This is a genomic window from Flavobacterium sp., assembly GCF_043778725.1.
Lineage (GTDB): Bacteria > Bacteroidota > Bacteroidia > Flavobacteriales > Flavobacteriaceae > Flavobacterium.
Map to the genome: position 1 here is coordinate 1 of NZ_JAYWFT010000046.1, position 15430 is coordinate 15430.

A 15430-nucleotide genomic window follows, 5' to 3' on the forward strand; every position below is an offset into this window, starting at 1 on the left:
AATTTTATGCAATCTTCTTTAAATGCATAATCATATTTAACTTTTCTTTCCATAAAAAATGCCCCAAATAGTGTCTAACTTTTTGGGGCATGTCCAATTAGTAATTAATTCGGAGTTTTTTTTATGAGCGAATGGCTCGGGATTTATCAGCAATCCATATTCCTGCTTTCCATTCCCATCTCGTCCCAAAAGACGAGATTCCATTTCAATCAGGGCTAGGTAGTTTTTGTAGTGAGTTTTTGTTAACTTATTTCAAATAGATTCATTTTTACAAATCCATTTTCTTATTTTTGAACATTATAAAATATCAAATGAAATTTCTAACGTATTTATTTCTTCTAATCTCAATTCAAATGATGGCTGAAACCGACTTTGATAAGGCTGAAAAATTGTACCAACAAGAGAAATGGCAACAAGCCAAATCACTATTTGAATCATATTTAAAAGAAAACCCAAACAACTTCAAAGCCATTGAATATCTGGGAGATATTGCTGGACATCAAAAAAAATGGGACGAAGCCATTAAGCAATACAAAATTTTAAAAAATCAGTTTCCTAAAACGGCTAATTATTTTTACAAATACGGTGGCGCATTGGGAATGAAAGCCAAATCGGTCAATAAATTTAAAGCACTTGGAATGATTGATGAAGTTGAAAATTCTTTCCTTACAGCAGCTAAACTAGATTCCAAACACATAGATTCTCGATGGGCATTGGTTATTTTATACATAGAATTACCCGGAATTGTTGGTGGTAGCGAAACTAAGGCCAATAAATATTCGGAAGAATTAATGAATTTATCCAAAGTTGATGGCTATCTTTCCAAAGGATATATCGACGAATATTTCAATCGCTATTCTAAAGCAGAAACTAATTATATAAAAGCACACGAAATTGGAAATTCTAAAACTACATTTCAAAAATTATATAATTTGTATTTCAACAAAATGAAAGACAAATTAAAAGCACAAAAACTAAAAGAACAATTCGAAAAATAAGAAATAGTTTATGATGGTTTAAGATAGTTTAATCTTGTTTAAAATTGTTGAAAAACAACTCTGAACTGTTTAAACTTTTAGACTTTTAGACTTTTAAATATTTAAAATTTAAAAATGAGAACACATTTTATAGCCATTGGCGGTGCAGCAATGCACAATTTAGCTCTTGCATTACATAATAAAGAATATCAAGTTACAGGAAGCGACGATGCCATTTTTGAACCATCAAAATCTAGATTGAATAAAAAAGGATTACTTCCGACAGAAATGGGTTGGTTTCCAGAAAAAATAACTTCCGATATTGATGCGATTATTCTAGGAATGCACGCCAAAGCTGATAATCCTGAATTATTGAAAGCACAAGAATTGGGTTTGAAAATTTTTTCCTATCCCGAATTTTTATACGAACAGTCCAAAAATAAAACACGTGTAGTAATTGGTGGTTCACATGGAAAAACTACTATTACTTCAATGATTTTGCACGTCATGCATTATCACAATATTGAAGTCGATTATATGGTTGGTGCACAATTAGAAGGTTTTGAAACTATGGTTCATCTAACCGAAGAAAATGATTTTATAGTTCTTGAAGGCGACGAATATCTTTCTTCACCTATACACAGACGACCAAAGTTTCATTTATACCAACCCAATATTGCACTGCTTTCAGGAATTGCTTGGGATCATATTAATGTTTTTCCAACATTTGAAAATTATGTAGAGCAGTTTGAAATTTTCGTAAATCAAATTACAAAAGGTGGCATTCTTGTTTATAATGAAGAAGACGAAACGGTTAAAAAAGTAGCCGAAGAAACCACAAATACCATTAGAAGATTACCTTATGCAACGCCAAGTTATTCAGTCGAAAACGGAACAACCTTATTGGAAACGCCAGAAGGACCAATGCCAATTGAGGTTTTTGGAGCACACAATTTAAACAATTTGGCTGGGGCAAAATGGATCTGTCAAAATATGGGCGTTGACGAAGCAGATTTTTACGAAGCAATTGCAAGTTTCAAAGGCGCAAGCAAACGACTAGAAAAAATTGCAGAAGGAAAAGGAAAAGTAGCTTATAAAGATTTTGCACATTCACCAAGTAAAGTTTCGGCAACTACAAAAGCCGTGAAAAGTCAGTATCCAAATAGGAAATTAATTGCTTGTTTAGAATTGCATACTTACAGCAGTTTGAATGCGGAATTTTTAAAAGAATATCAAGGAGCACTAGATGCAGCAGATGTCGCAGTGGTTTTCTATTCGCCTGATGCTGTAAAAATTAAGCAGTTGGAAGAAGTGACCTACGACCAAATAGCGCAATCGTTCCAAAGAGAAGATTTAATTATTTATACCAATCCAACCGATTTTAAAGATTTTCTATTCAGTCAAGATTTTGACAATTCTGCTTTATTGTTAATGAGTTCAGGAAATTATGGTGGATTGAATTTTGATGAGGTTAAACAATTGGTTAATTAGATAATATGTCAATTAGAAAATAGTTATTCGCTGTCTTTCAAATTTTCTAATTGACGTATTTATAATGCCCAACAATTTCCCAACTAAACAAACAATCTTCAAGAACTTGACCATTTCCAACATTGTGAACTAGCATTGGACGTTTTCCGTCTTGAGATTTTTTATGTGTAATAATTCCAATATGAGGAAATTTATTGCCAATCATCCAAGTTACAATTTCTCCTGTTTTATAATCATTAGCATTCTCAGATATTGGTAATTTTGTTCCTTTTCTAGCAAAGAAAATTTCTAAATTAGGAACTCTTCTATGGTCAATATTGGTATCGCATTTTTTTAAACCCCATTTTTTTAAATTAGGATATAATGAGAAATTCTTGATCATATCCTCATGAACTTCTTTCTGCAAATCTATTCCAAGTTTTCTGTAGGCACGAATTACAACATCGGTACAAACACCAGTTTTAGCAGGAACATCACCATTCGGATATTTTATTGCAGTATAATTAGGCGTGTAAACAATAGTTGAATCAATGATAGAAATAGCCGCATTGGATAATTTCTCCTGAAAAGTAATTGGATTTTCAATTAAAATATGTGTTGATTTATCATTTATAAAAGATAAATTTTCAGATTTTTTACATCCAAAACAGGCGGCTATTAGTAGTAGAAAGGTTAAGTGTTTCATTTGTGTTTTTTTATCAAACGTAATTTATAACCATTTTATTTTGAAGCTATTAAAAAAATAAGTTTCTTTGTTCTTTAATAAACGCCAAAATAAATATGTACACACCAATCAACCAATGGGCTGAAGACGATCGCCCACGAGAAAAATTTCTTCTAAAAGGAAAATCTTCCTTATCAGATTCCGAATTACTAGCTATTCTTATTGGTTCTGGCTCGCGAAATGAAAGTGCCGTGCAACTTTGCCAACGTATTTTATTCTCTGCTAATAATAATTTGAACCAACTTGGAAAACTTTCAATTCAACAGCTCACAGAATTTAAAGGAATAGGTGAGGCAAAAGCAATTTCAATAGCTGCTGCGCTAGAACTAGGTCGAAGACGTCGATCTGAAGATGTAGTAGAACTTAATAAAATTACTTCAAGCAAAGCCGTTTTCGAGATTATGCAACCCATAATTGGTGAGTTAGCGCACGAAGAATTTTGGGTTTTATACCTTAATAATTCCAATAAAGTCCTTCATAAAGCGCAATTGTCTAAAGGCGGAATGACAGGAACGGTTGTAGATACCAGAATAATTTTCAAAACCGCATTGGAATGTAATGCAACTTCATTAATTTTGACTCACAATCATCCGTCAGGAAAGTTAATGGCAAGTGAACAAGATTTGTACATTACCAAAAAACTTAAATTGGCAGGTGAACAAATGGAAATTTTAATTATTGATCACATAATCATCACAGAAACTGGTTTTTATAGTTTTCAAGATGAAGGGATTTTTTAAAAAATGCAAGATATAACTGATATTTTTTTCGATTTAGATCATACGCTTTGGGATTTTGATAAAAATTCACAATTGGCATTTGATAAAATATTTAAAGAGCAACATCCAACAATTGATACTAACCAATTTGTAAAAATTTATGCACCAATAAATCAAGCCTGTTGGAAATTATATCAAGTAGATAAAATTTCGCATGAGGAATTGCGATATAAACGATTGAAAGATTCATTTGAAGTTTTAAATTATTTTATTTCGGATGACGATATTGATAAAATGGCGGAAGATTACATCACTTTTTTGCCCGAAAACAATAAGTTATTTGATGGTGCAATTGAAGTTTTAGAATATCTAAATGGTAAATATAAATTACATATTATAACCAATGGATTTGCTGAGGTTCAAGATAAGAAATTAAAAAATTCTGGAATATCAGATTATTTTATTTCTGTAACCAATTCAGAAATGGCTGGAGTTAAAAAACCAAACCCAAAGATTTTTGAATATGCGTTATCAAAAGCAAATACTCAAAAGAAAAATGCAGTCATGATAGGTGATTGTATCGATGCCGATGTTAATGGAGCTTTAAATTTTGGAATTGAAGCGATACATTTTAACGAAAGTAAAATAGAAATTCCAAGTCATATAAAACAAGTGAATCACTTAATTGAATTAAAAAATTATCTGTAATGAAAAAATATATTCTATTATTTTTATTGGTTTGTTCTGTTGCATTTTCTCAGAATTTAAATGATTACAAATACGCACTTGTTCCTTCTAAATTTACTTTTTTGAAAGAATCAAATCAATATGGGTTGAATCTCTTGACAAAATTGTATATGGAAAAATATAATTTTGAAACATATTATGATAACGACACATCATCTGATGAATTTATTAAAGAAAATTGCAACAAAGTTTTTGTTGATGTGATAGAAAACAACACACTTTTTAAAACTAAATTAACAATTGTCATAAAAGACTGTAAAGGAACACTATTGCTTACTTCTCCAGAAGGAAGCAGTAGTGAAAAAGAGCATAAGGTTGCATACACAATTGCTTTACGAATGGCTTTTGATAATTTTAGTGTTTTAAAAAATCATAAATTTCAACCTTCACAAAAAAGTTTAGGAGTGATTGGAGAACCAGCACAAGTTAAAAATGTATCTGTAGAAGTAAATTCAGAATCCAAATCAGATGCTACGCTTGTTTCTAATCAAGTTATTTTGTCAGGACAAATATATGCACAACCAATTGCTAACGGATTTCAATTGATAAATACAGAGCCAAAAGTGGTCTATAAAATATTTAAAACATCAATTAAAGATTTTTTCATTGCATCAAAAGGAAATGTGCAAGGTGTATTTTTTTCTAGAAATAATGAATTCTTTTTTGAATATTATCAAAACGATAAACTAGTTTCAGAAAAAGTAGAAGTGAAGTTTTAAACTACCTACTTAAATTGAATATTGAACACTAGTAATTGTACTTATCTTTCCAACGATTTTTTAAAAATTCTCTAGTTCCATTTTCTCTAGAATTACTTCCAGGATCGTAAAATTTTGTTTCCCTAATTGCATCGGGCAAATATTCTTGTTCACTAAAATTATTAGCGTAGTTATGTGAATATTGATATTCGTCGCCATAACCCAATTCTTTCATCAATTTGGTTGGCGCATTTCGCAAATGAATTGGAACAGGCAAATCACCGGTTTGTTTTACAATTGCTTGCGCTTGACCAATTGCCATATAACTCGCATTACTTTTAGGTGAAGTTGCTAAATAAACCGCACATTGACTCAAGATGATTCTGCTTTCAGGATAGCCAATTGTAGCTACTGCTTGAAAGGTATTGTTTGCCATTATAAAAGCCGTCGGATTGGCGTTACCAATATCTTCACTAGATAAAATCAACATTCTTCGTGCAATAAATTTTACATCTTCGCCACCTTCAATCATTCTTGCCAACCAATAAACAGCGCCATTTGGATCGCTTCCACGAATTGATTTTATAAAAGCCGAAACAATATCATAATGTTGTTCGCCAGTTTTGTCATACAATACGGTGTTTTGTTGCACTAAATCCAAAACTTTCTTATTGGTAATTGTAATTTGACCTTCAGGACTTGCGTTTACAACAAGTTCAAAAATATTTAATAGTTTGCGTCCATCGCCTCCAGAAAGTCGCAACAATGCTTCCGATTCTTTAATTTTTATTTTTTTGGAAGAAATTAAGATATCTTCTTTGATTGCTCGCTCCAATAGTGCCAACAAATCGTCTTTAGAAAACGGATTTAAAACATACACCTGACAACGTGACAATAACGCCGGAATAACCTCAAAACTCGGATTTTCAGTTGTTGCTCCAATCAAAGTTACCCAGCCTTTTTCTACAGCTGCCAAAAGCGAATCTTGCTGCGATTTACTAAAACGATGAATCTCATCAATAAACAAAATAGGATTTTTAGCCGTGAATAATCCGCCACTTTGTTTTGCCTTTTCAATCACATCACGAATGTCTTTTACGCCACTATTGATAGCGCTCAATTCATAAAACGGACGATTACTTTGCTTAGCAATAATCTGTGCCAATGTAGTTTTTCCTGTTCCGGGTGAGCCCCAAAAAATCATTGACGGAATAATGCCGCGAGCAATTTGTTGTGTTAATGATCCATGAGGTCCAACCAAGTGCAACTGACTAATATAATCTTCTAATTTCTGCGGACGAATGCGTTCGGCTAAAGGTGCTTCCATTTTTTAATTAGATAATTTTTCAATTAGATAATTAAACAATTATCTTAAAATATTTTATTTACAAATTTAAAACTATTAATTTGTTTTAGTAATTTTCTCATTGCCTAATTTTCAAATTATCTAATTAGTTCTGACAAAATAGCACTAAATAATTATTGGTTGTATTTTTGATATTAAGATTGTTAATATGAGACACACTAACGAACTTAATCATTTTAAATTTTCGCCAGCAACTTGGATTATTCCTACGTTTTTTTTGGTTGTTATTTGGTTTGTGTTTTATATAGACAATTCGTTAAACTTAGATTTAAACAACCACGGAATTTTACCAAGAACTTTCTCTGGGTTGCAAGGTGTGATTTTTAGTCCGTTTTTGCATGGCGATTTGAGTCATATCGCTAATAATTCGTTGCCACTTTTTATTTTAACAACGGCTTTAATTTATTTTTACAGAGAAGTTTCACTAAAAGTTTTGGTTTATGGTATATTATTTTCGGGAATTATCACTTGGATTATTGGTCGTGAATCTTATCATATTGGCGCTAGCGGATTGATTTATGTTTTGGTTTCCTTCATTTTCTTTAAAGGAATGATGACACAATATTATAGATTGATGGCATTGTCACTTGCTGTTGTAGTTTTATATGGCGGAATGATTTGGTATATTTTTCCAGATGTAGATCACAACATTTCTTGGGAAGGACATTTAGCCGGATTGCTAACTGGATTTGTATTTGCTGTTCGATTTAAAACACCCGATTACATAAAAGACATTCAATACCATTGGGAAAAACCCGATTTCAATCCTGAAGAAGATGCTTTTATGAAGCACTTTGACGAAAACGGCAACTTTGTTGATACTCCACATCCAGAAGAAAGTTTGGAAGTTTTAGAACAAGAAATACAACATAATAATATAGATTATGTTTATGTTTTTAAAGAAGCGACAGACAATAGTAAACAGTAAAATAGTTGGCTATCTAGCCCTGATAGGAATGAAAATAAAAAATGTCCCGAGTGTTTCGGGACATTTTTTATTGTAATGTATAGCAGGAATATGGGTTGCTAATAATGCCCAAGCTATTCGCTTCTAACTTATAGTATTTATTGACGTTGTCTTACCGTTTCATATAAAAAAGCTCCGCAAGCTACAGAAACATTCAATGAACCGATAGTTCCAAACATTGGTAACTTGGCTTTTGCATCAACAATTTTTAAAACCGATGGATTTATACCGCGGTCTTCACTTCCCATGATTATTGCAATAGGTTCGTTAAGCGCAATATCATAAATGTTATCTTCGGTTTTTTCTGTGGCTGCAACGGTTTTAATACCGCTACCTTGAAGGTAGAAAATTGCATCTTTTATATGATCTACTTTACATATTGGAACATTAAAAACGGCTCCAGCAGAAGTTTTTACGGTATCACCATTTACTGGTGCCGAACCTGTTTTTTGAACTATAATTCCATCAACGCCTGTACATTCGGCAGTTCTAATTATGGCACCAAAATTTCTTGCATCACTCAATTGGTCTAGAATTAAAAACAATGGTATTTTTCCGCTTTCTACAACACTGTCTACAAGAGTTTCTAGTTTTACAAATGAAATAGGAGCAATGGTTGCTACTGCGCCTTGGTGATTATTGGGAGTTAAGCGGTTTAATTTTTCTACCGGAACATAAGAGAAATTGATGCTGTTTTTTTTCATCGCTTTCATCAATTCTTGCATCAATTCACTCTGTGTATCGCTTTGAACGAATACTTTATCGATTTCTTTTCCTGCATTTATAGCTTCTATAATTGCTCTAATTCCAAATATTTGGTTTTCTTTTTCCATAGTGCAAAGGTATAAAAAAAACCATCACTTTTTGGGTGATGGTTTTACTATTATTTATTGAAAATGTTAGTTAACATCCCAAAATATTTTAGTTGTTAATTCGTTACCTCCAATAGCAGCAGAGGCAGCTAAATTGTTGGTAGAATTTAATGTTTCTTCTGCTGCAGGATATGTGTATCTTGTTGGCACTATTGAAGATTCAGCATCAGCTGGTGCTGTTAAAATTGGAAAATCTAATCTTCTGTAAGAAGTCCAAGCTTCAAATCCTCTATTGTATAATGCAAGCCATGCTTGTTCGCCTATTTTTTGTTTCCAATTACCTGTAGCTGTTGTGTAAGCTACTGCTGATGATGTTAAATAAGTGATAGCATCTACAGATGATACATTCCAATAACTTAAGGATGCGTTTATTGCATTGTTGTAATGAGATTCTGCTGTGCCACCTACAGATATATTTCTTTCTACAGCTTCTGCTAATAAGAATTCAACCTCAGAATAGTCCATTAATAAACCTTCAAATGTTGGGTCTAGTAAAGTAGAACCGATATGAGAAAAATTATCAAAATTATTACTATCACCTGGAGTACCACCTTCAAATATGTTATTAGTACTCAATGTGAAGAAGGCAGTTCTTCTTGGATCATTTAGCGTATTCATTTTGTCAATTATTGTATTTGTTGGTACAAAATCATTTCTACCACTAGCAACAACATCAACATAAATAGGATTTGTGTTAGGTTGTACTGAAAGATATTTCAATGACGTGTTGTCTGTACTAGAGTTGATTATGCCTGATGAAACTGCTGCTAAAGCTTGAGTAGTTGCATAAGTGTGATCAATATCGTCCATATTAATCGCCATTTTAAGTCTTAATGAATTAGCAAATTTTTTCCATTTAGTTACGTTTCCGCCATAAATTAAATCTGCTGTATCGAAACTTCCAAGTGAAGGATTTATTGTTCCAACTGAAGCTGTAAGTTTTGTTATTAAGTCTTTATAAATGGTTTTAGCATCGTCATACTTTGGATTTGGATGTGAATCTATATCTAAAGCCTCTGTGTAGGGAACATTTCCAAAAGTATCTACTAATACATAATAACAATATGCAGACATGATATCAATTACAGCATATTTATTGTTTCTTATTGTGTTTTGATTAGCAATTTCAGTAGCCGTTCCAGTATAAGATTCTCCGCTTAAAACTGATCTTGATTCTTTTAAATCTTTTAGTACATCTCTATAAAGAGTTGCCCAATGAAAGTCTGGAATAGTTCTTGTTGCGATATCGTAATTGCTTTCATCTGTATAAGTTGTTTCTGTCCAGTTTTGAACAAATAATCTAAATACATTTTGATTAACATTAGTACTTACCATTTGGTCTACCAATGTTTTTTGGGCAGCAGTAAATAAAAAGTTTGCTGGAACTGCTGTTGGGTTTTTCGTGTCTTCATTTAAACTTGTAATGTCATCTGAACAAGATGTTATAAGTGAAAAAACAGTAATGAATAATAGTATCTTTTTCATTTTTTTAGAATTTTAATGTTAGATTACAACCTATATTTCTTGTTGTTGGTAGAGAACCTACAGAATAACCAGAAGATAAGTTACCTGAGCCTAATCCGCTTTCTGGATCTGCATCTGGTAAGTTTTTATCAATAATCCATAGATTTGTTCCTACGATACTGAATTTAATATCTTGAATTTTAATTTTTTCTAGCCATTTAGATGGGAATCTATAAGATATTGAAACCTCTCTTAATTTTACATAAGAGGCATCATATACAAACGCTTTGTTAGGTTGTCTTCTGTATCCAAAAGAATTTCCAAAATATTCTGATCCAGGAGCTCTTACTGTATTAGGCGTTCCATCTGCCTGAACACCTGGTAAAATAATTCCACCACCATCTGCAATAGCATTTCTAATTGGATTTCCTAAGTCGTTAAGTTCAGCTGTTTCTGCATATAATCCAGTAGCCAAACCATAAGATCTATCAAGTGAAAATATATCTCCACCTTTTTGAACGTCTATTAAGAAACTAAATGATACGTTTTTATAAGTAAATTTATTACGAACTCCACCAACCCATTCTGGATTGATATTTCCTATAATGTTATTAGAACTATTGTTTAAAACGTATCTACCGTTTGCACCAACTACTTTTTCTCCATTTAAATAGGTAAAATCTGTTCCTCTAATTTGTCCGTATGGTTGTCCTACAACTGCATTGATAGTAACTCCACCTTGAAAACTTCCTAGTTGAAGATTATCAATACCTTCTGCTAAAGAAACAACTTGATTTTTGTTCTTAGACCAGTTTACAAGTACTTCCCATTGAAAATCATTATTACTTATTGGCGATCCGTTTAACTGTACTTCTATTCCTTTATTCTCTATTGATCCAGCATTTATAAATTTTGAACTATAGCCAGTAGCCGTTGAAAACGGTACTTGAAAGATTTGGTCTATACTTAAAGATCTATATAAACTAACATCAAAACCTAATCTCTTTTTTAAGAAAGACATTTCTAATCCAGCTTCATAGTTAGAAGTTATTGTTGGTTTTAGGTTTGGATTATTTTTAGTCGAAGGAGCAGAGTATTGTTGTGCTGAATCGAAAGGGTCATATTTAGTATATGTGTCAGATAAAGATTGAGTTGGAGCACCATTTCCAACTTCTGCATAATTTAATCTTAGTTTACCATATGACAACCAATCTTTTTTAATTAAGTTTGAAAAAATAAGACTAGAAGAAACTGAAGGATATAAAACTACATTGTTATCCTTAGGTAATGTAGAAAAAGCATCTCGTCTTACAGTACCGTCTAAATATAAAAACCCTTTATATCCAAACGAAACTTGTCCATACATACTATTTATACCTTGTTTTGTTTGAGAATCTATAGGTCTAACTGCTACATTTGAATTTTGCAAACTATAAATTCCAGGTATTACCAATCCACCTTGTGTAGAAGCTAAAACGGTATTAATTCCTATTCTGTTCATCGTTCCTCCTAATAAACCACTAAAGCTTATATCTTTAGATATATCCTTTTTAAAGTTCAAAATAAGGTCAAAATTATTTTCAGAATAATTTCTGTTAAATCTTTGATATCCAGAAGTCTCATCGATTCTGTTTATTCCAAATTCTGCAGCTACAGAACCGTTAGTTCTTCTTTCTTCCTGAATTTCCGAATAAGTGTCTGTTGAAACTCTAAAAGTTGAAGTTAACCAATTATTAACTTTATAATCTAATTTGCCATATCCTATAAACCTTGATCTGCTATCATTTTGATAATTTTTATATCTTTGAAAGTAAGGATTATCCCAATAAGCAGGCGATAAATCATTTTGTGATTTAATATTCCAAGTAACATTTTGTCCACCGGAATTATAGAAAACATCTTCAAGTGATTTTAAATCAACATTAGTTTGCCACCATTGTCTAAAATTTGACATTATATTGTCATTGTATCCAGTTGAATTTCTACCTACTGTATTTTGTTGAATGAAATTTGCAAAAACTGAAGCAGTTAATTTATCTGAAAAATCATGAGAAAATTTTGCGCTAAAATTATTTTTCTTGATTTCACTATTTGGCATTAAACCATTCTGTTTAAGATTAGAAAAGTTTAAAATATAGTTAGATTTACCTTCGTTTCCTTCTAAAGACACAGAGTTATTTAAAGATATTGGGGTTTCAAAAAAGCTTATTGGACCATTATCTGCATTTTTCCACTGTGTTTTAGATCCAAAATTTGGTGAATATGGAGTAAAAGAATCCCATTGATAAACCATGCTATTGTCAAATGGCGCTCCAAAAGATGCATCTTCATAAAATGGAACTAAATAATCTACATTTCCATCTCCATTTATGTCAGCTTCATTGAAGTAAGAATCTTCATTTGGGCCATAATAAAGGCCGTAACCTGCACCATATTTATCTTGATATTTTACAAAAGTGCTTTTATCAATTGACCCAACTACCATTTCACTAGATATAGTAACTCCAAGTCCTTTGCTAGTCTTACCTTTTTTTGTTGTAATCATTAATACTCCATTTCCGGCCTGATAACCATATAGTGCACTAGCCGCTGCACCTTTTAAAACGTTTACAGACTCTACATCTTCAGGATTTATGTCAGCTGCAGCATTTCCGTAGTCAAAATTAGTTCCTCTAGCATTAGTTTGTCCAACAGAGTTTGTGTTAGAGTTGTTTATTGGTACTCCATCTATTACAATAAGCATTTGATTGTTACCTGTTAAACTTTTTATTCCTCTTGACACTACATTCGTAGATCCACCAAAGTTGTTATTTCTTCTAATTTGAACTCCAGCAACTTTACCAGAAAGGTCATTTAAAAAATTTCCATTAGCAGTTCCAGACTTTAAATCACTTGCTTTAATCTCTTGCGTTGCATAACCCAAAGATTTTTTTTCGCGTTTCACTCCCAAAGCAGTGACAACTACTGTCTCAAGTTCTAATGCATCAGCTTGTAGTTTTACGCTTAGATTAGTTTTAGAAGCAGACATCTCTTGTTTTTTCATCCCTATAAAGGTGAATACTAATGTTTGATTTGCCTCTGCCTTGATAGTAAATTTACCATCAATACCTGTCTGAGTTCCTGCTTTTGTTTCTTTAACATTTACGTTTACACCAGGAATGGGTAATCCGCTATTGTCTGAAACAACTCCAGAAACACTCCTTTCTTGTGCAAATGTAATTTGCACCAATAACGCAAAAAATAGCGTTAGTAATCCACGAAATTTTGTTTTCATTGTAAATTTGGTTTGAGTTATATAATACAAAAGTCACATTTTTTTTTTGAAACTCCTAACAAAATTTAACGTTTTTATAACATTTAACTAATGTTCATTAAAAATTTGCCTTCAAACTAATATGTACAATAGAACTCGACAATTTTATGGCTTGGTCTTTTGTGCTACCGTTGGCGTAAATTAAATTAAAAAGTCCGTTTTTGGTAAGCAGTCCAAATCCAAAACCAAGTCCAAGAAGATTGCCTTTAGAATTGGTGGTTTTGTCTTGATAATAGGCGTAGTCAACTATAGAATGTATATAAATAGTTGACGAAAGTACATACCTGTATTCGCTTAAAATAGAGGAGAAGATGTTGCCTTGCAAGCTATTTTCATTGAAACCACGAATAGAGTTTATACCGCCAAATCGATACAGCTCATTAATAATGTACTCTTCACTCTGCAAATAAAAATTCTGACTTTTTATATTGACCACATTTTTATTATTCAAGTAAAAATTATGTTTTAAATTTAAACTTCCAAAAAACTGATTGTTATTTTGAAATTTCGAATCGCGTTTTCCAGTTCCAATTTTAATAGTATAATTGCTTTTTTCAGGAAATAAAAAATCATCTGTTTTATAATCAGTAAATTCAAAAGTAGAAGTTATAAAACTATTTTTAAAATCGCTTAAGGCAGTAGTGTTCACATTTTTAATATCACTAGATTCTGCCGATTGATAACCAAGATACAAACGTGTGTTATAGTTAAAATAATAACCTAAATCAATTGCAGTTTGAGTGTTTTGAAAGGTGCTGTCTTGCTTAAAAATGTTTAATTGTGCTTTCAACCCAACTGGACTTTTAAAAACATACGGAATTTCAACGCCAAGATTAAATGTTTTTTGGTCTTTACCATTGCTCTTCCAGTACAAAGCTATTTTTTCGCCAGAGTTTAAAGCATTATTTAACATCAAGTCTAGATAGCCATTAAAAATCACTTTCTTATTTTCATCATTAGAAAATCCTATAAGACCATCAAAAGTGTTTGATTTTGCCTTCTCTAAGTAAACAAAAACTTTAGTAGAATCCTTCATAAATAAAATTTCAGGATACTTGATTTGCTTTACAAATCGATACTGCGAAATGTCTTTGTACAATTTCTCCAAATTCTCCTGATTAAAAATGCGCTTTTTATACAATCGCTTCAAGTTTTTTTTATATCCTTCCGGAAATTTATCATAACCATTTATTACTAAATCGTTAAGTTGTCGTTTCTTGTTAGACGTTACAATCAGTTCAGCTGTAATAAAACCCTTTTTGTTTTTAATGTTTATCAACTTTACTTTAGCCATAGCATAACCTTTAGCCTCAAGCTTTTTTAAAGTACTATTTAAAAATGCTTCACTTTCAGAAAAAGGCAACCTCAAACTATCATTTTTTATATCATAAAGATTCCAATTTTCTGCTCCCAAAACTTTACCTATATATATATGTATAAAATTAGTTTTTAAGCCAAGATTGTATTTGTATAAAAAAGTGCTGTCATTTTCCTTTTCAGTTTCCAAAAGATTCTTTTCAAGAAAGCCATCTTTTAATAATTTATTTTCAAACACACCTACTTCATCACCAACGGCTTTTGTTGTGCTAAATGATTTAGTAAAACCAATAGAATCAATAGTTTTGTTTTGATTCTCATTTTCACCAATAATTTTCAAATAAAGATTTTGTCCAAAACCATTTAGACAAAAAAAGAAAATAAAAATCAGCAGTAATTTGTTCATAATTAGGAGCGAATGGCTTGGGCTTTATCAATATTCGCAATTCCTGCTTTTCGCTACTATCGTCCCAAAAGACGATACCGCTACAATCAGGGCTAGAGAGCCAACCATTTTAAATCTTGTAATCGTTGTAAAAATAACGCAAAAAACCAAAGTATGTTATATTTTTTTTAGTTGTTGAGAAATTGTATTGAAAATTAATGAATTATGATTTGTTTTACTAAAAATATTTACTACATTTGCAACCCCTAAAAAGTGGGGAATTAATAAAATAAAGAAAAATTAGTATTTAATTATGCCAACAATTCAACAATTAGTAAGAACAGGAAGAACTCAAATCACTAAGAAGAGTAAATCGGTTGCTTTAGATTC

General features: G+C 31.6%; 12 protein-coding genes. 6 read left to right on the top strand and 6 right to left on the bottom strand.

Annotation, left to right across the window (positions count from 1 at the left end):
* The first annotated feature begins 311 nt into the window (after positions 1 to 311).
* The gene (locus ACH2CG_RS03925) at positions 312 to 998 is read left to right on the top strand and encodes a tetratricopeptide repeat protein (protein ID WP_395062401.1); all 687 of its coding nucleotides are present in this window, start codon (positions 312 to 314) and stop codon (positions 996 to 998) included.
* 114 nt (positions 999 to 1112) lie between these two features.
* On the top strand, positions 1113 to 2468 hold the full coding sequence (murC, locus tag ACH2CG_RS03930) for a UDP-N-acetylmuramate--L-alanine ligase (RefSeq protein ID WP_395062403.1): 1356 nt from the start codon (positions 1113 to 1115) through the stop codon (positions 2466 to 2468).
* Positions 2469 to 2514: 46 nt separating this feature from the next.
* Here the strand turns inward: murC and ACH2CG_RS03935 are convergent, their stop codons facing one another.
* Positions 2515 to 3153, bottom strand: a complete 639-nt coding sequence (locus tag ACH2CG_RS03935) for a DUF1287 domain-containing protein (protein WP_395062405.1) — start codon at positions 3151 to 3153, stop codon at positions 2515 to 2517.
* Between the two features lie 95 nt (positions 3154 to 3248).
* Here ACH2CG_RS03935 and radC point away from each other — a divergent pair, with 95 nt between their 5' ends.
* Genes radC through ACH2CG_RS03950 form a run of 3 tightly spaced genes read left to right on the top strand, consistent with a single transcriptional unit; the run spans position 3249 to position 5377 of the window.
* Positions 3249 to 3932 carry a DNA repair protein RadC gene (gene radC, locus ACH2CG_RS03940; RefSeq protein ID WP_395062407.1) on the top strand — a complete coding sequence of 228 codons (684 nt, stop codon included), beginning with the start codon at positions 3249 to 3251 and terminating at the stop codon, positions 3930 to 3932.
* Positions 3933 to 3935: 3 nt separating this feature from the next.
* Positions 3936 to 4619: a YjjG family noncanonical pyrimidine nucleotidase gene (locus ACH2CG_RS03945; RefSeq protein ID WP_395062409.1), complete on the top strand. Its 684-nt coding sequence runs from the start codon at positions 3936 to 3938 to the stop codon at positions 4617 to 4619.
* Entirely contained in the window at positions 4619 to 5377 is a 759-nt protein-coding gene (locus ACH2CG_RS03950; protein WP_395062411.1) for a hypothetical protein, read from the top strand. The genes ACH2CG_RS03945 and ACH2CG_RS03950 overlap by 1 nt, the downstream gene beginning before the upstream one ends.
* Positions 5378 to 5405: 28 nt before the next feature.
* On the opposite strand, the gene ACH2CG_RS03955 is transcribed toward ACH2CG_RS03950, so the two are convergent.
* Positions 5406 to 6683 carry a replication-associated recombination protein A gene (locus ACH2CG_RS03955; protein WP_395062412.1) on the bottom strand — a complete coding sequence of 426 codons (1278 nt, stop codon included), beginning with the start codon at positions 6681 to 6683 and terminating at the stop codon, positions 5406 to 5408.
* 187 nt (positions 6684 to 6870) lie between these two features.
* On the opposite strand from ACH2CG_RS03955, the gene ACH2CG_RS03960 reads away from it, so the two are divergent.
* Positions 6871 to 7650, top strand: coding sequence for a rhomboid family intramembrane serine protease (locus tag ACH2CG_RS03960; protein ID WP_395062414.1), 780 nt, complete (start codon positions 6871 to 6873; stop codon positions 7648 to 7650).
* Between the two features lie 137 nt (positions 7651 to 7787).
* On the opposite strand, the gene rlmB is transcribed toward ACH2CG_RS03960, so the two are convergent.
* From rlmB to ACH2CG_RS03980, 4 genes are all read right to left on the bottom strand, one after another.
* On the bottom strand, positions 7788 to 8522 hold the full coding sequence (gene rlmB, locus ACH2CG_RS03965; protein WP_395062416.1) for a 23S rRNA (guanosine(2251)-2'-O)-methyltransferase RlmB: 735 nt from the start codon (positions 8520 to 8522) through the stop codon (positions 7788 to 7790).
* Positions 8523 to 8588: 66 nt separating this feature from the next.
* Complete coding sequence (locus tag ACH2CG_RS03970) at positions 8589 to 10046, bottom strand: SusD/RagB family nutrient-binding outer membrane lipoprotein (RefSeq protein ID WP_395062418.1); 1458 nt, start codon at positions 10044 to 10046, stop codon at positions 8589 to 8591.
* A gap of 4 nt (positions 10047 to 10050) precedes the next feature.
* Positions 10051 to 13299: a SusC/RagA family TonB-linked outer membrane protein gene (locus ACH2CG_RS03975; protein WP_395062420.1), complete on the bottom strand. Its 3249-nt coding sequence runs from the start codon at positions 13297 to 13299 to the stop codon at positions 10051 to 10053.
* Positions 13300 to 13396: 97 nt separating this feature from the next.
* Positions 13397 to 15061: a hypothetical protein gene (locus tag ACH2CG_RS03980; protein ID WP_395062422.1), complete on the bottom strand. Its 1665-nt coding sequence runs from the start codon at positions 15059 to 15061 to the stop codon at positions 13397 to 13399.
* Between the last annotated feature and the right edge of the window lie 369 nt (positions 15062 to 15430).